A 15,347-nucleotide genomic window follows, 5' to 3' on the forward strand; every position below is an offset into this window, starting at 1 on the left:
GATGACCGCACGTTTTCCGCTGCAGATCCTGCTCGATCGCGCGCAGGAAGACCTCGACAACGCGACCAAGCAGCTCGGCCTCGCGCAGCGCGACCGCACCGCCGCGGTCGCCCAGCTCGACTCGCTGCTGCGCTATCGCGACGAATACCACGAGCGGTTCGCCGCCGACGCGCAGGCCGGCATGCCGGCCGGCAGCATGCGCAATTTCCAGTCGTTCATCGATACGCTCGACGCGGCGATCGGCCAGCAGCGCCGCATCGTCGCCGCGGCCGACGCCCGCATCGAGGCCACGCGCCCCGAGTGGCAGGCCAGGAAGCGCACGCTCGGTTCCTATGAAATCCTGCAGGCACGCGGCGTCGCGCAGGATGAGCAACGCGCGGCGAAACGCGAACAGCGTGACGCCGACGAACACGCAGCCAAAGTGCTGCGCATGCGCGCCGACGCCGCCGCGCAATCCTCCAAATAAACTGGAACGAGACACCGCCATGGCCGCCACTTCCCTGAGCGCATCGCTGCTCGACACCCTCTCCGCCACCCGCGCCAGCCAGAGTTCGCGCGCGAGCGACGCGAACGCCGCCGCGCAGAGCTCGACGCCGTTCTCGCAGACGCTGCAGCAGAGCGTGGCGAGCCAGCAGGGCCAGCCGAAGCCGGCGCAGCCCGCGCCGCAGCAGCCGAGCGCGCCGCAACAGCAGCAGGCGGCCGCCACCACCACCCAGGACACCTCGGGCGACGGCTCGGTGCGCCCGCACCGCGGCCACCACGCATCGGACAAGGACGACAGCACGGATACGCAGGATGCGCAGACCGCGACCACGCCGGCCGAGGCCGCCGCGCTCGCGGCCGCCGCGGCGGTGCAGGCGCAGCTGCAGGCACGCCAGGACGCGGCCAACGGCAACGCCGCGGACGGCAGCGCCGCCGATACGGCCGCCGCCGCGCTCGCCGCCAACGCGGCCGCGACCGGCAAGGCCGACGCGAACGCGGCAGCCGCCGCGCTGGCCGGCAGCGCCGCGGCGCAGACCGCCGCGGCCGGCGCGGGCGCGAACGGCAACTCGGTCGCGAACGCGCTGCAGGCCGCGCTCGATCACCTGCAGAACGGCGGCGCCAACGGCGCGGCGGCACCGATGCTGTCCGCACGCGGCGGCACTGGCGGCAGCAGCGCCGCGGGCGGACAGGCCGGCGCGCATCTGGCCGCCACCGGCAATGGCGCCGCGGGCGCCGATCACAATCCGGCCAACGCGGTCTCGCCGTCCGGCTCGTCGGCCTACGCGGCCGCGGCCAACGCCGCCGCCGGTTCGTCGGCCAACACGCAGCACGTCGACACCACGGCGATCACCTCGGCCGATCCGAACGCGGCCCAGACCGCGCTGGCCGCCGCCGCCTCGCAGCAGGCCACGCCGCTCGCGCAGACGGCCGCCGCCACCACCGCCGGCGCGGCCGCCGCCGAAGCGACCATCGGCCCGCGCGTGGGCAGTCCCGACTGGAGCGACGCGCTGAGCCAGAAGGTGGTGTTCCTGTCGAACGCGCATCAGCAAAGCGCCGAGCTGACGCTGAATCCGCCGGACCTCGGCCCGCTGCAGGTGGTGCTCAACGTGGCCGACAACCACGCGCATGCGCTGTTCGTGTCGCAGCATCCGCAGGTGCGCGAAGGCGTCGAGGCCGCGCTGCCGAAGCTGCGCGAAGCGATGGAAGCGGGCGGCCTGAGCCTCGGCAGCGCCAACGTCAGCGACGGCGGCGCCGGATTCGCCCGCCAGGACGCGCAACGGCAATCGTCGGGCGCAAGCGCGACGCGACGCGCGGGCGGCGGGCTCGGATCGGGCGGGACGGGCGACGACGCGCTCGCCGGGATCGCAGCGACGTCGTCCAGCGGCGCGACGCAGCAGCGCGTCGGGATGGTCGATACGTTCGCGTAAGCACCTCCAGAGTTGGCGGGTCGGCGTCGGAGAGCCGGGCAGTCCGCGGACGATCGGACGCCGGGCCGGCCCGCCCATTCTGCCCGCGGTCGTGACTTCCTGCCCGCGGCCGCCTTCAGGCTGTCGTCACGCCGCCCGCTCCGGGCGCCGGCCCCAGCGCCGCGCGTCATCGTTGCCCACGCTTTACCCGCCCGACATCCCCCCGCCAGCCGCCGCCGCGACAGGCATCACCGGCACCACGTTCTCGACGCGCTGCGGCTCGGCCCCGCGCCGCGCGGCCACGATGAAATCGGCCGCGCGCTCGCCGATCATCACCGACGGCGCGTTCGTGTTGCCGCCGATCAGCGTCGGCATCACCGACGCATCGACCACGCGCAGCCCCGTCACGCCGCGCACGCGCAACTGCGGATCGACGACCGACGCCGCGTCGCCGCCCATCCGGCAGGTGCCGACCGGGTGATAGATGGTGTCCGCGTGCGCGACGATCGCCGCGCGCAGCGCGGCGTCGTCGTCGGCCGGGTCGGTGTAGAGCTCGCGCCCGCCTTGCGAGGCGAGCGGCTCGGCCGCCAGGATCCGGCGGATCGCCTTCGCGCCCGTCATCAGCAGCTCGAGATCGCGCGCGTCGCTGAGGAAGCGCGGGTCGATGCGCGGCGCCTCGCGCGCGTCGCCGCTCGCCAGCGTGACGGTGCCGCGGCTCCACGGCCGCAGCGCGCAGACGTGCAGCGAATAGCCGAAGCCCCAATGCATGTGGCGGTTGTGATCGTCGACGAGCGCGGTGCAGAAATGCAGCTGCAGGTCGGGGCGGTCGAGCCCCGGCGCGCTCTTGAGGAAGCCGCCCGCCTCGGCGACGTTGCTCGACATCATGCCGTCGCGCTTCGAGAGCCAGCGGAACAGCTGTGGCGTCATCTTCGCAAGCCCGCGCAGGCAGATCCCCACCAGCTCCGTCGAATCCACGCGCTTGTTGATGATGAAGTCGATATGGTCGATCAGGTTGCGTCCGACCTCGGGCGCGTCGTGGACCACCTCGATGCCGTGCGCGCGCAGCGACTCGCCCGGCCCGATGCCCGAGCACATCAGCAGTTGCGGTGAGTTGAACGCGCCGGCCGCCACGATCACCTCGGCGCGCGCGCCGATCGTCTCGATCCTGCCGCCGCGTTCGAGCGTCACGCCGGCCGCGCGCTTGCCGTCGAACACCACGCGCAGCACGGTGGCGCCGGTCAGGATCCGCAGGTTGCCGCGCGGCTGGTCGTAGAGATAGGCGCGCGCCACGCTGCAGCGCGCGCCGTCGCGATGCGTGACCTGGTAGAAGCCGACGCCCTCCTGCTCAGGGCCGTTGAAATCGTCGTTTAGCGGATAGCCGGCCGCGTGCGCCGCGTCGATGAATCGTTGTGCGAACGGATTGCGAAAGCGCAGGTCGGACACCGTCAGCGGCCCGTCGGCGCCATGCCATTCGCTGGCGCCGCGCTGGTTGCCCTCGGCGCGGCGAAAGTAGGGCAGCACCTCCTGCCAGCCCCAGCCGGTGCAGCCGAGCGCGGCCCATTCGTCGTAGTCGAGCGGATGGCCGCGCGTGTAGATCATCGCGTTGATCGCGCTCGAGCCGCCCAGCCCGCGCCCGCGCGGCTGGTAGCCACGCCGCCCGCCGAGCCCGGCCTGCGGCTCCGTCTGGTAGCCGTAGTTGGTGCCGAGCCGGTACGGCACCAGCGCGGCGATGCCCATCGGCAGGTTGACCAGCAGGTTGCGCCGGTTGTCGCCGCCCGCCTCGATCAGCGCGACGGTGGCGTCGGGGCACGCGTCGGCGAGGCGCGCGGCAAGGCTCGCGCCGCCCGATCCGCCACCCACGATCAGATAGTCGTACTGCATGTCATGTCTCCTTCATGTCATGAACAGTGACCGGCTTCGCCTTGTTCGGCGAGCGGCGCTATCGCCTGTAATGTTCGCGCATTGTAGGAACGCGACGCGCGGCGCGGCGCACGGAATCAAGAGCGATTCCTCTAAACGCCGGGCGCGCGCGGCCGTAAGATGGCCGGATTCGCCTCGCGCGGCAGCGGGCGGTTTCGCGCCTGAGCGCGCCGCGAAATGAGAGACACCGTGGGAGACACCGGCATGGATCAGCAGGCACCGGCGGCCACGCATCAGGTCACGAATCAGGCCCCGCCGCTCACCGACTACAACGCGTTTGAAACCGACCTCGCGCTCGCGGCCGCCGTCGAGCGGCACGGCGCGCCCTGGCATCGAACGGCGCTGGCGCGCCACGGCGCGGCGCTGACCACGCCCGACACGCTCGCGCTGGCCGAACTCGCCAACCGCCACACGCCCGAACTCATCACGCACAGCCCGCGCGGGGAGCGGCTCGACGCGCTGGAATTCCACCCGAGCTGGCACCAATTGCTCGCGCTGCTGCGCGGCGAAGGCCTGCACGCGCTGCCGTTTGCCGAGCCGCGCGCCGGCGCGATGGCCGCGCGCTGCGCCGGCTATTTCCTGCACGCACAGCTCGAATCGGGGTCGCTCTGCCCGCTGACCATGACGTTCGCGAGCATCCCCGTGCTGCAACGGGAACCGGCCCTGTTCGAGACGCTGCGCGAGCGGCTCTACACGCGCGAGCACGATCCGCGCGACGTGCCGCTCGCGGCGAAGCGCTCGATGATGATCGGCATGGGCATGACCGAGAAACAGGGCGGCTCCGACGTGCGCAGCAACGAGACGCGCGCGTTCGCGCTCGGCGCGGGCGGGCGCGGCGAGGCCTACCGGCTGGTGGGCCACAAGTGGTTCTTCTCGGCGCCGCAATGCGACGCGCATCTGGTGCTCGCGCGCACGTCGGACCACGCCGGCATCTCGTGCTTCTACGTGCCGCGCTTCACGCCCGACGGCGCGAAGAACGCGGTGCAGATCCAGCGGCTCAAGGACAAGCTCGGCAACCGCTCGAACGCGAGCAGCGAGGTGGAGTTCCTCGATGCCTACGGCGTGATGGTCGGCGACGAGGGCCGCGGCGTGCCGACCATCATCGAGATGGCGAACCTGACGCGGCTCGACTGCGTGATCGGCAGCGCCGCGCTGATGCGCGCCGCTCTCGTGCAGGCGATCCACCACACGCGGCACCGCCACGCGTTCGGCCGCCGGCTCGCCGACCAGCCGCTGATGCGCAACGTGCTGGCCGATCTCGCGCTCGAATCGGAGGCCGCCACGCTGCTGTTCATGCGCCTCGCCGACGCGGTCGAGCACGACGACGGCCACGACGCCGAGGCACGCGGCTGGCGCCGCATCGTCACGCCGGCCGCGAAGTTCTGGGTCTGCAAGCGCGCGCTCGAATTCACCGGCGAGGCGATGGAGGTGTGGGGCGGCAACGGCTACGTCGAGACCGGCCCGATGGCGCGCTTCTATCGCGAGGCGCCCGTCAACTCGATCTGGGAAGGCTCCGGCAACGTGATGTGCCTCGACGTGCTGCGCGCGATCGAACGCGAGCCCGACGCGGCCGCCGCGCTCGTCGCCGCCTGGCGCGCCGATCTCGGCGAGCGGCGCGAGGTGCTGCGCGCGCTCGACGATCTGCTCGCGACGCTGGCCGCGCCGGCCGAGGCCCGCGAGGCCTCGGCGCGACGCATCGCGCAGCGCATCGCGTTGATCGCGCAGGCCGCGCTGCTGGCGCGCCACGCGCCCGCCGAGGTGGCCGACGCGTTCATCGCGACGCGCCTCGGCGCGGCGAGCCCCGAGGCGGGACGCGTCTACGGTACGCTGCCCGCGAGCTTCGATCACGGCGCGCTGGTGGCGCGCGCGTTCCCGGCCTGACCCGCGGCCCGGGCCGGCCCGACCTCGGGCCGCCGGCCGCTCCGAGGAGACGAGATGAAAAACGACCTGCCCGGCCTCGCGACGCTCGACGCGTTGCTGCACGACCAGCGCGCCGCGTTCCTGCGCGCGCCGTATCCGTCGTGGGACACCCGCGCGGGCCATCTGCGCACGCTGCGCACCATGCTGCTCGAGCATGCCGACGCGCTCGCCGAGGCGATCAGCGCCGACTTCGGCCATCGCGCGAAACAGGAGGTGCTGCTCTCCGAGATCTGGATGGCCAAGGAGGAAATCGACGACGCGCTGCGGCACGGCCGGCGCTGGATGCGCCCGCGCCGCCGCCCGATGAACAAGTGGCTGATGCCGGCGCGCGCCGGCGTGATCCCGCAGCCGCTCGGCGTGGTCGGCATCGTGGCGCCGTGGAACTATCCGGTGCTGCTCGCCGCCGGCCCGCTGATCTGCGCGCTCGCCGCCGGCAACCGCGCGATCCTCAAGATGTCCGAACTGACGCCGCGCACCGGCGAGCTGTTCGAGACGCTGATCGCGAAGACCTTCTCGCGCGAGCACGTCGCGGTGGTGAACGGCGACGCCGAGGTGGGCGCCGCGTTCAGCGCGCTGCCGTTCGACCACCTGCTGTTCACGGGCTCGACGCAGGTGGGCCGGCACGTGATGCGCGCGGCCGCCGAGCACCTGACGCCGGTCACGCTCGAACTCGGCGGCAAGTCGCCCGCGATCATCGGGCCGGGCGCGCGCTTCGACAACGCGGTCGACGCGATCGTCGCCGGCAAGACGCTGAACGCGGGCCAGACCTGCATCGCGCCCGACTACGTGCTGGTGCCGCGCGGCAAGGAGGACGCGTTCATCGCGCGGGCCCGCGCGCGCATCGCGAAGCTCTATCCCGACTTCGCGAACAACGCCGACTACACCTCGATCGTCTCCGAGCGCCATTTCACGCGGCTCGAACGGCTGGCCGCCGAGGCCCGGGCCGGCGGCGCGGCGCTGCATCCGCTGACCGACGCGGCGGCCGATCCGGCGCGGCGCCGCTTCGCGCCGCTGGCCGTCACGCGCGCGCCCGACGCCGCCGCGCTGATGCAGGAGGAAATCTTCGGGCCGCTGCTGCCGATCGTGCCCTACGACACGCTGGACCAGGCGATCGCCTACGTAAATGCGCGGCCGCGGCCGCTCGCGCTGTACCTGTTCGAGGAATCGCGCGCGAGCATCGATCGCGTGATGCGCGAGACGATCTCGGGCGGCGTGTCGATCAACGAGACGCTGATGCACATCGCCTGCGGCTCGCTGCCGTTCGGCGGCATCGGCGCGAGCGGAATGGGCGCGTATCACGGCTACGACGGCTTCGTCACGTTCTCGAAGCTGAAGCCGGTGCTCACGCAGGCGCGCTTCAACGCGCGCAACCTGCTGCTGCCGCCCTACGGCCGGCGCTTCGCGGCGCTGATGAAGCTGATGCTGAGGTTCTGAGGCCGCACGCGCGGCGCGGTGCAAGGGCGGCCGGAGCGGCCGCCGCGTTCGATGCCGATGCCGACGCCGCGCGGCGGACGGCTTGTGACAACCGCGCGGGGCGGCCCGCGCCTACGAGCCGCCGGTCAGTTCAGACCGGCCAGAGCGGGCCTTCCTGCATCGCGCCGATCTGCTCGCGCAGTTCCAGCACGCGCGCTTCCCAGTAGCGCTGCGTGTTGAACCATGGGAATGCCGCGGGGAAGGCCGGATCGTCCCAGCGCCGCGCGAGCCACGCCGAGTAATGGATCAGGCGCAGCGTGCGCAGCGCCTCGACCAGATGCAGCTCGCGCGGATCGAACTCGCAGAAGTCCTCGTAGCCGGCCAGCAGGTCGGCCAGCGCGGCCGAGGCGCCGGCGCGGTCGCCCGGCAGCAGCAGCCACAGATCCTGGATCGCGGGCGCCATCCGGCTGTCGTCGAAGTCGACGAAATGCGGGCCGGCGTCGGTCCACAGCACGTTGCTCGGATGGCAGTCGCCATGCGCGCGCAGCATCCGCACCTCGCCCGCGCGCGCGAACGCGGCCTCGACGCCTTCCAGCGCCAGCGCCAGCACCGTCTCGTAGGCGGGACGCACGTCGTCCTGCACGACGCCGCCGGCCAGCAGCGTGTCGCGCGAATCGTAGCCGAAGCTGCGGATGTCGAGCGTGGGCCGCTCGACGTAGGCGGTGGTGGCACCCACCGCGTGGATGCGGCCGATGAAGCGGCCGAGCCATTCGAGCGTGTCGCGCCGGTCCAGCTCGGGCGCGCGCCCGCCGCGGCGTTCGAACACCGAGAAGCGGAACCCTTCGAAGGCGTGCAGCGTGCGGCCGTCGAGTTCGCGCGCGGGGACCGCCGGGATCTCGCGCGCGGCGAGTTCGGCGACGAACGCGTGCTCCTCAAGGATCGCCGTGTCGGACCAGCGCTGCGGCCGATAGAACTTCGCGACGACCGGCGGCCCGTCCTCGACGCCCACCTGGTAGACGCGGTTCTCGTAGCTGTTCAGCGCGAGCAGGCGGCCGTCGGTGCGCAGACCGGCCGGCATCAGCACGCTGTCGAGCGCGTCGAGCACGCGTTCGGGCGTCAGGCCCGCAAATGGCAGGCCGGCGCTCGCGCCGGCCTCGGAGGGTTCGGAATGGTCGTCGGTCATGCCCCGCATTGTGCCGCGCGCGGGGCGGCTTGACGAGCGCTCAGTGAATCGCGGCGCCCGCCGGCAGCACCGATTCGCCGGTGTCGATCAGGTCCTCGAGAAAGAAGGGCTCGGTGTTCAGTTCCTTCGATTCGCCAGGCACGCCGGCGTACCAGGTCACCATCGCCATGTCACCGAGAATGCGCTGGACGATGCCCCGGGCGCCCTTCGGGACGGCGATATGGGTAGTGCAGACAATCGAACCGACATGCATGATGTTTCCCCACTCAAAGCCGGCCGGAGTCCCGGCCGCGAATACCCGGACGCGCTGCCCGAAGGCCTGGACGCGCATCCATTGTCAACCGATTCCCGCGTGGATGGGAATCGCGTTTATGAAAATAAAAAGATCGCAAAAACACGATCCGGCCGCCCCGCCCCCGTTTTCCGGGACGGCACGGCCACGCCGGAACCCCGTCCGGCGCAGTGCCATCATAACCCGACAGATGTGACGCTCAGCAGAACGCACCATCATCGGCCTTGCGCGAGACGGCCGACCGCCGATGCCATAAGCGACATTCCGTGCTGCGCGCGCCATGCCGGCCGATCCGGGCGACGCGTTCGAACGATGCATTCGGACAACACGTCCGGACGACACCGTCAGACGACATAAAGCAGGCAACCGGCGTATCGTTGCGGTTTTCGTTCGTTGCAGGGAGTCCCAGCGTGAGTGCATCACCCGGATCGCCGGAGCCGGCCAGCCGCCGTCCCGCCCAATCCGAGCCGTCGTCCTCGTCACCGCCGCCGTATCTCGAGCGCGGCACGCGCGGCTACTGGCACGCGGCCATCGCGCTGCTGTTCGCCGGTTACGCCACCTTCTCGCTGCTCTACTACGTGCAGCCGCTGCTGCCGGAATTCTCGGGCGCGTTCGACGTGAGCCCCGCGCAGAGCAGCCTGTCGCTGTCGTTCGCGACGGCCGCGCTGGCGATCGCGATCTTCGTGGCCGGCTTCGTCTCCGAAGGCCTGAGCCGGCACCGGCTGATGACGGCCTCGCTGACCGCCTCGTCGCTGTTCACGCTCGCGGCCGCGTTCGTGCCGCACTGGCACGAGCTGCTGGTGCTGCGCGCGCTCACCGGGCTCTCGCTCGGCGGCGTGCCGGCCGTGGCGATGGCCTATCTCGCCGAGGAAGTGCATCCGGACGGGCTCGGGCTCGCGATGGGGCTCTACGTGGGCGGCACCGCGATCGGCGGCATGGCCGGGCGCGTGATCACCGGCATGCTCGCCGAGTGGTTCGGCTGGCGCATCGCGGTGGCCGGCATCGGCGTGCTCGGGCTGCTGTCGATGCTGGCGTTTCGCGCGCTGCTGCCGGCCTCGCGCCATTTCACGCCGCGCCGCGGGCTCGGCCTCGCGCATCATCGCCGCGCGCTGGCGCGGCACCTGACCGGGCGCCGCGAGCTGCCGGCGCTGTTCCTGATGGGCTTCGTGCTGATGGGCAGCTTCGTCACGCTCTACAACTACATCGGCTACCGGCTGCTCGCGCCGCCCTACGCGATGAACCAGGCCACCATCGGCGCGATCTTCGTGGTCTATCTGGTCGGCGTGTTCGCCTCGCCATGGTCCGGACGGATGGCCGATTCGATCGGGCGCGGCCGCGTGCTGATGGTGAGCATCGTGATGATGGGCGCGGGCGTCGCGCTGACACTGCTCACGCCGGTGGCCGCGATCGCGGCCGGTATCGCCTGCGTGACGTTCGGCTTCTTCGCCGGCCACTCGGTCGCGAGCGGCTGGGTCGGGCGGCTCGCCACCGAGGGCAAGGGGCAGGCCGCCGCGCTGTACCTGCTTTCGTACTACGTGGGCTCAAGCGTGATCGGCTCGCTCGGCGGCCACTTCTGGAGCGCATCGGGCTGGCCCGGCGTCGCGGCGCTGGTTGCCGCGCTGCTCGCGGCCGGCTTCGTCGCGGCGCGCTGGCTGCGCGCGCGGGAACGCGTCGGGGCGGCCTGAGCCGGCAGCGGCCCCGAAGCCGGCGGCCGCCCGCCTGCTTCCCGCCCGCGTGAATGCACGAGCGCACGCATGCAACGCTTGCCGAACGTCCCCGCCCTGCGCTAACGTGAGGGCTCGTCACGTCATCCACGGTTTCCGAACCATGCGGTCTGCCGCACATGCTCACCTCGCCGATTGCCCGCCGCCGCTCGTGCGGCGGCGGGTGCGCGCGCAAGCGGCCCCGCCTCCCCCTGTCGATCCGCCGCGCCTCGGCGCGCCGCCGCCGCATCGCGCGGCCCGGCGCGGCTGACCCGCGCCGCGTTTTCCGCTTTTCTCCTGCGGTCCCGCCCGCCGTTCGTGCGCGACGTCCTCGACGCGCGGCGGTGCGCGCGGCCGTTCGCGACCTCGATCGACAAGGGATCACCATGCGTTCCGTTCAACGCGCGGTCACCGCGCATTTCACCACTTCGTTGTTCGTGCTGCTGTGGAGCAGCGGCGCGATCTTCGCCGAACTCGGCGTGCGCCATGCGTCCGCGCTCGCGTTCCTGATCGCGCGCTTCGCGCTCGCCTCGCTCGCGCTGGCCGCCGTCGCCTGCTGGCGCGGCCGCTGGCTGCCGCCGCGCGGCGGGCGGCGCATCACGGCCGTGATCGGCCTGCTGATGGGCGTCTATTCGATCGGCTATCTGCTCGCGCTCGAACACGGCATCACGCCGGGCATGCTCGCCACGCTGCTCGGCGCGCAGCCGATCCTCACGCTCGCGCTGGTCGAGCGGCGCTGGTCCGCGCCGCGTGGCGCCGGCCTGCTGCTCGCGCTGCTCGGCCTCGCGCTGGTGGTCTGGCGCGGCCTGGCCGGCGGCGGCGTGTCGGCGGCCGGCGCGGGCTTCGCACTCGCCGCGCTGGTGGCGATCACCGCCGGCGCGCTGCTGCAGAAACGCAGCGGCGTGGCGCCCGCCGACGGCCTCGCGCTGCAGACCGCGATCGGCGTGGCGATGAGCGCGCTGTGCCTGCCGCTGTCGAGCGCGCCGTTCGCGTTCGACGGCTCGTGGCCGCTCATCGCCGCCGTGCTCTGGCTCGGCCTCGTGATCTCGGTGGCCGGTCAGATGCTGTTCTATCGCCTGATGCGCGACGGCGACGCCGTCAACGTGACGAGCCTGTTCTATCTGGTGCCGGTAGTCACCACGCTGATGGACGCGCTCGGTTTCGGCCACCTGCCCGGGCTGCCTGAACTCGCCGGCATGGCCGCGATCCTCGCCGGGCTCGCACTGGTGTTCCGGCATGCGCCCGATCGTGCGATGCGGAAAAAGAAAGCTCGCCGTCATGCTTCGGAAAGCGAAGCATCGTGCCGCGCTCATCGATCAGTTGCGGAAGATGTTTCTCCGGATTCGCAATAATCCGGAACGCGAAATTCACGATTTCGTTACCTATACTTGAATCAACCGCCCGCACTTCACGGGCGGGTCGAATCAAGCCGGGAGACGAACATGAGCTACTTCACGATCGGCGATTTCATCCTTCTGATTCCGATGGCGCTGGCCGGCGCGCTGTTCTTCGGCGCGGTGCCGTGCGGCACGCATCATATGCGGCACAACGTGCTGCGCGTGCTTGGCGCGATGCTTGGGGTGGGCGTCGCGCTGCTGCTGGTCGAGGGGCTGCCCGCGCTGATCTAGCGCAAGCACTCCACGATTGATCCGTCGTTGAACGGCGCGCGCTCGCGGCGCGCGTCCTCCTCTTTTCTCTCACGCCATGCAGCCGCGCGGCGCACTTGCCGTCACAGCGCCTGATCGGTCGACGGCTTTTCCCACAGATTGATTCCGCCTTCGGTCGCGTAGCGATCGATCTCGGCCAGTTCCTCGGCCGTGAAGTCGAGCCGCGTCAGCGCGCCGACGTTCTCGCGCACCTGCTCGGGCCGGCTCGCGCCGATCAGCGCCGAGGTCACGCGGTTGCCGCGCAGCACCCAGGCGAGCGCCATCTGCGCGAGGCTCTGGCCGCGCCGCACGGCGATCACGTTGAGCTTGCGCACGTGGTCGAGGTTCTGCGCGCTCAGATGCTCGGCCTTCAGTGAACCGCCGCCGGGCTTGTTGACGCGCGCGTCGTCGGGAATCCCGTTCAGGTATTTCGAGGTCAGCAGCCCCTGCGCGAGCGGCGTGAACGCGATGCTGCCCGCGCCCGTCTCGTCGAGCGCATCGAACAGCGCCTGCTCGGGCCAGCGGTTCAGCAGGTTGTAGGCAGGCTGGTGGATCAGCAGCGGGATGCGCTCCTCGGCCAGCAGCGCGGCGATCTCGCGCGTCTTGCCGGCCGAATACGACGACACGCCGACGTAGAGCGCCTTGCCCTGCTTCACGGCGGTGGCCAGCGCGCTCGCGGTTTCCTCGAGCGGCGTGTGGGCATCGAAGCGATGCGAGTAGAAGATGTCGACGTAGTCGAGGCCCATCCGCGCGAGGCTCTGGTCGAGGCTCGCCAGCACGTACTTGCGCGAGCCGCCGCCGCTGCCGTAGGGCCCCGGCCACATGTCCCAGCCGGCCTTGGTCGAGATCAGCAGCTCGTCGCGGTAGGGGCGGAAGTCGTCCTTCAGCAGCCGGCCGAAGTTGGTTTCGGCGCTGCCGTAGGGCGGCCCGTAGTTGTTGGCGAGATCGAAATGCGTGATGCCGAGATCGAACGCGGTGCGCAGGATCTCGCGCTGCGTCGCGAGCGGCGTGGTATCGCCGAAGTTGTGCCAGAGGCCGAGCGACAGCGCCGGCAGTTTGAGACCGGACTTGCCGCAGGTGCGATACGGCATGTCCGCGTAACGGTGGGAAGCTGCTTCGTAGGCCATCGGGGGTGCTCTCGGTCGAGTCGTGAAGGCGCCCGCCGGGCGATGCCGGCGGGCGGACGGGAAGCGCATGCCGGCCATGGTAGCGGGCCGGCCGCGTTCGCGCAGCCGTTGCCCGGCGCGATGGACGCCATGGCGCCGGTACCCTACACTGCGGCGTCCTGATGAGGCGTGATAGCGGAGCAATCCATGACTCGAGCGATCTCGGTCGCGTTGATCGTCGGCGGCATCGTGCTGCTGTACTTCGGCGGCCAGTCATTCCATTCGTTCAACGACAGCCTGTCGCGATTCTTCACCGGCTCGCCGGCGACCAAGACGATCCTGCTGTTCGCCGGCGGCGCGGTCGCGATGCTGGCCGGCCTGATCGGCCTCGCGATGCCGGGCGGCCGGCGCTGAATGCCGGAGGCGCGCGCGAGCCGTCGCGCGTGAGCCGCGGTTGAATCATCGCGCTTGAACCGGCGCGGGCGGAGCCGACGGCCCCGACGCCGCGTCCGGCTCCCGCCGGTCAAAGCCTCACGTCGGGCTTCGACGCCGAGCGCGAACCGGGCACCGGCCGGTTGCTCTCGCCGTGATAGGTGTAGACGAGCGAGAACTTCACCTCGTCGCTGCGGTTCTGGCCGGCCGAATGCAGCGTGTTGCAGTGGAAGAACACCACGTCGCCGGGGGCGAGTTCGGGGCACACCGCGCGCTCGATCAACGCGCGGTTGGCGGGCAGGTCGCCGCGGAAGAACTTCGCCTCGTCGAAACAGTCGGCGCCGAGTTCGGCCCGATGCGAACCGGGCACGAGCCACAGCGCGCCGTTGCCGTCGGTCTCCGCGCCGACCGCGAGCCAGACCGACACCAGATCCGCGCGCTCGAACGCCCAGTAGCGGAAATCGCGGTGCCAGCCGGTCAGGCTGCCGTAGCGCGGGTGCTTCGTCATCATGCAGTTGTGATGCGCGCGCGAAAGCAGCGCCGCCTCGCCGAAGTACGCCTGCAGCCAGGCGGCGATCTCGGGGGCGGTGGCGCGCGCGGCGAACTCGGGCGCGCGCTGGTAGGCATCGAGCAGGCGGCGCACGGTACGGCCGCCCGGCGCGTCCTTCGACTGCGGCGCGCCCGGATAGCGCAAGTCCGCCTCGAATTCGAGCGGCTCGGCGGCTTCGCGCAACTGGCGCTCGGCGACCGCCTTCAATCCGGCGCAAGTCTCGGGCGCAACCAGCCCCGGAACGATCACATAACCGTGTTCGCGCAATGCGTCGATCTGGGCGCGAATCAACTCCGAATGCTGTGGGGACATGGCTGGCTCGATGTCGTTTTTATGAATGCGTCGATTGTAAGACGGCGCGGATCGATCCGGAACCCAACATTGTCGACGACCGCGACCGGATCTCGCGGCACGCGGGCCGATTGCCGGCGCGGCAGGGCTGCCGGCGCGCTTTCGTCCCGCTTCCGCCCGCTTTTTACCCGCTTTCCGCCGCCATCGCGGAACTGCCGGACGCCCCGTGTGACTAATCCCGCGAAGCGCGAAACGCGCGCCGCCCCGGGGCCACTCTCAGGGTTGTCTCGACTTCTGGGCGTCATGGATCGCCGGTAGGCTGTCGGCGCCTGTCATGTCGACCGGCGCGGGCCAACCGGGCCTGCCGCGCCAGAACGGCGTCCGCCCGGCGCCTACCCTTACTCAGGTGTCGAACACCGACCGCCCGTGGGGCAACCGATCCGGCACCTTTACGAGCCAAGTCACATCGTCATGTCCTTCCGTCTCACCTCCCGCCTGCACCGCGCCGCCCGACGTCTTTCCCAGCTCGAGCCCCGCCGCATCGTCCGCACCCTGCGCCATCATCAGGCGCGCACCCGGGCGCTGGCGACGCGCGCGGTGGCATCGACGCCGCGCTTCGACGGCCTGCGCGCCTGGCTGCATTCGTTCCTCGCGGCGATGCGCGCCCATGCCGGCGCGCGCCGGCTCGGCCTGCCGGCCCTGCTGCGCAAGCCGTCGTCGCTGCGCCTGCTCGCGCTGCGTCGCGCAAACGGCCCGCGCCGCCGCGTCAACCGCCCGCGGCGCCTGTCGGCGAGCCCCGGCTGGTTCGCGTTCGGCGCGCGTTGAGGCGGGCCACCGTCGGCCGATGGGTTGGCCAATGCGCCGTCCGATCACGGCCCGCCCCTCACCACGCCACGCGCGCCCAAGAAAAAACCCCGGCAAGCCGGTAATGCCGTTCAGTTAAGCAACTGAACGGCATTTTTGTTTTGGGGAAGGAGTGGTTGTAAACGCTGCGCTGAAGTG

General features: G+C 71.2%; 14 protein-coding genes. 9 read left to right on the forward strand and 5 right to left on the reverse strand.

Annotated features, from left to right (window positions below):
* Position 1 precedes the first annotated feature (1 nt).
* Both fliJ and BpN12_RS32745 read left to right on the forward strand, forming a co-directional pair.
* A complete protein-coding gene (gene fliJ / locus BpN12_RS32740; protein WP_246796224.1) occupies positions 2-466 on the forward strand; it encodes a flagellar export protein FliJ in 465 nt (154 codons plus the stop codon).
* A 19-nt stretch (positions 467-485) separates the two neighbouring features.
* Positions 486-1,910, forward strand: a complete 1,425-nt coding sequence (locus tag BpN12_RS32745; protein WP_246796225.1) for a flagellar hook-length control protein FliK — start codon at positions 486-488, stop codon at positions 1,908-1,910.
* Positions 1,911-2,093: 183 nt separating this feature from the next.
* On the opposite strand, the gene BpN12_RS32750 is transcribed toward BpN12_RS32745, so the two are convergent.
* Positions 2,094-3,770, reverse strand: a complete 1,677-nt coding sequence (locus BpN12_RS32750) for a GMC family oxidoreductase (RefSeq protein WP_246796226.1) — start codon at positions 3,768-3,770, stop codon at positions 2,094-2,096.
* A gap of 243 nt (positions 3,771-4,013) precedes the next feature.
* Between BpN12_RS32750 and BpN12_RS32755 the strand changes: the two genes are divergently transcribed.
* A complete protein-coding gene (locus BpN12_RS32755) occupies positions 4,014-5,690 on the forward strand; it encodes an isovaleryl-CoA dehydrogenase (RefSeq protein WP_246796227.1) in 1,677 nt (558 codons plus the stop codon).
* Between the two features lie 54 nt (positions 5,691-5,744).
* Positions 5,745-7,163: a coniferyl aldehyde dehydrogenase gene (locus tag BpN12_RS32760; RefSeq protein WP_246796228.1), complete on the forward strand. Its 1,419-nt coding sequence runs from the start codon at positions 5,745-5,747 to the stop codon at positions 7,161-7,163.
* Between the two features lie 130 nt (positions 7,164-7,293).
* On the opposite strand, the gene BpN12_RS32765 is transcribed toward BpN12_RS32760, so the two are convergent.
* Together BpN12_RS32765 and BpN12_RS32770 are read right to left on the reverse strand one after the other, a co-directional pair.
* Positions 7,294-8,325, reverse strand: a complete 1,032-nt coding sequence (locus BpN12_RS32765; RefSeq protein WP_246796229.1) for a serine/threonine protein kinase — start codon at positions 8,323-8,325, stop codon at positions 7,294-7,296.
* Positions 8,326-8,365: 40 nt separating this feature from the next.
* Positions 8,366-8,578, reverse strand: coding sequence for a hypothetical protein (locus tag BpN12_RS32770; RefSeq protein WP_006402972.1), 213 nt, complete (start codon positions 8,576-8,578; stop codon positions 8,366-8,368).
* 449 nt (positions 8,579-9,027) lie between these two features.
* Between BpN12_RS32770 and BpN12_RS32775 the strand changes: the two genes are divergently transcribed.
* From BpN12_RS32775 to BpN12_RS32785, 3 genes are all read left to right on the forward strand, one after another.
* Entirely contained in the window at positions 9,028-10,302 is a 1,275-nt protein-coding gene (locus BpN12_RS32775; RefSeq protein ID WP_246796230.1) for an MFS transporter, read from the forward strand.
* A 404-nt stretch (positions 10,303-10,706) separates the two neighbouring features.
* The gene (locus BpN12_RS32780; protein ID WP_246796231.1) at positions 10,707-11,672 is read left to right on the forward strand and encodes a DMT family transporter; all 966 of its coding nucleotides are present in this window, start codon (positions 10,707-10,709) and stop codon (positions 11,670-11,672) included.
* 90 nt (positions 11,673-11,762) lie between these two features.
* Positions 11,763-11,948, forward strand: a complete 186-nt coding sequence (locus BpN12_RS32785) for a hypothetical protein (protein WP_042626264.1) — start codon at positions 11,763-11,765, stop codon at positions 11,946-11,948.
* A 101-nt stretch (positions 11,949-12,049) separates the two neighbouring features.
* On the opposite strand, the gene mgrA is transcribed toward BpN12_RS32785, so the two are convergent.
* On the reverse strand, positions 12,050-13,093 hold the full coding sequence (mgrA, locus tag BpN12_RS32790) for an L-glyceraldehyde 3-phosphate reductase (protein WP_246796232.1): 1,044 nt from the start codon (positions 13,091-13,093) through the stop codon (positions 12,050-12,052).
* A gap of 186 nt (positions 13,094-13,279) precedes the next feature.
* Here mgrA and BpN12_RS32795 point away from each other — a divergent pair, with 186 nt between their 5' ends.
* Entirely contained in the window at positions 13,280-13,486 is a 207-nt protein-coding gene (locus BpN12_RS32795; RefSeq protein ID WP_246796233.1) for a DUF3185 family protein, read from the forward strand.
* 109 nt (positions 13,487-13,595) lie between these two features.
* Here the strand turns inward: BpN12_RS32795 and BpN12_RS32800 are convergent, their stop codons facing one another.
* Positions 13,596-14,366, reverse strand: coding sequence for a phytanoyl-CoA dioxygenase family protein (locus BpN12_RS32800; protein ID WP_246796234.1), 771 nt, complete (start codon positions 14,364-14,366; stop codon positions 13,596-13,598).
* A gap of 450 nt (positions 14,367-14,816) precedes the next feature.
* On the opposite strand from BpN12_RS32800, the gene BpN12_RS32805 reads away from it, so the two are divergent.
* A complete protein-coding gene (locus tag BpN12_RS32805; protein WP_246796235.1) occupies positions 14,817-15,170 on the forward strand; it encodes a hypothetical protein in 354 nt (117 codons plus the stop codon).
* The last annotated feature ends 177 nt before the right edge of the window (positions 15,171-15,347 follow it).

Origin of the sequence: Burkholderia perseverans (genome assembly GCF_022870505.1) — a bacterium.
Classification (GTDB): Bacteria; Pseudomonadota; Gammaproteobacteria; order Burkholderiales; family Burkholderiaceae; genus Burkholderia; species Burkholderia plantarii.

Coding starts and splice junctions, on each gene's coding strand:
- BpN12_RS32785 (WP_042626264.1), top strand. CDS start 11,763: ATGAGCTACTTCACGATCGGCGATTTCATCCTTCTGATTCCGATGGCG.
- BpN12_RS32765 (WP_246796229.1), bottom strand. CDS start 8,325: ATGACCGACGACCATTCCGAACCCTCCGAGGCCGGCGCGAGCGCCGGC.
- BpN12_RS32800 (WP_246796234.1), bottom strand. CDS start 14,366: ATGTCCCCACAGCATTCGGAGTTGATTCGCGCCCAGATCGACGCATTG.
- BpN12_RS32760 (WP_246796228.1), top strand. CDS start 5,745: ATGAAAAACGACCTGCCCGGCCTCGCGACGCTCGACGCGTTGCTGCAC.
- mgrA (WP_246796232.1), bottom strand. CDS start 13,093: ATGGCCTACGAAGCAGCTTCCCACCGTTACGCGGACATGCCGTATCGC.
- fliJ (WP_246796224.1), top strand. CDS start 2: ATGACCGCACGTTTTCCGCTGCAGATCCTGCTCGATCGCGCGCAGGAA.
- BpN12_RS32795 (WP_246796233.1), top strand. CDS start 13,280: ATGACTCGAGCGATCTCGGTCGCGTTGATCGTCGGCGGCATCGTGCTG.
- BpN12_RS32780 (WP_246796231.1), top strand. CDS start 10,707: ATGCGTTCCGTTCAACGCGCGGTCACCGCGCATTTCACCACTTCGTTG.
- BpN12_RS32755 (WP_246796227.1), top strand. CDS start 4,014: ATGGATCAGCAGGCACCGGCGGCCACGCATCAGGTCACGAATCAGGCC.
- BpN12_RS32745 (WP_246796225.1), top strand. CDS start 486: ATGGCCGCCACTTCCCTGAGCGCATCGCTGCTCGACACCCTCTCCGCC.
- BpN12_RS32750 (WP_246796226.1), bottom strand. CDS start 3,770: ATGCAGTACGACTATCTGATCGTGGGTGGCGGATCGGGCGGCGCGAGC.
- BpN12_RS32805 (WP_246796235.1), top strand. CDS start 14,817: ATGTCCTTCCGTCTCACCTCCCGCCTGCACCGCGCCGCCCGACGTCTT.
- BpN12_RS32770 (WP_006402972.1), bottom strand. CDS start 8,578: ATGCATGTCGGTTCGATTGTCTGCACTACCCATATCGCCGTCCCGAAG.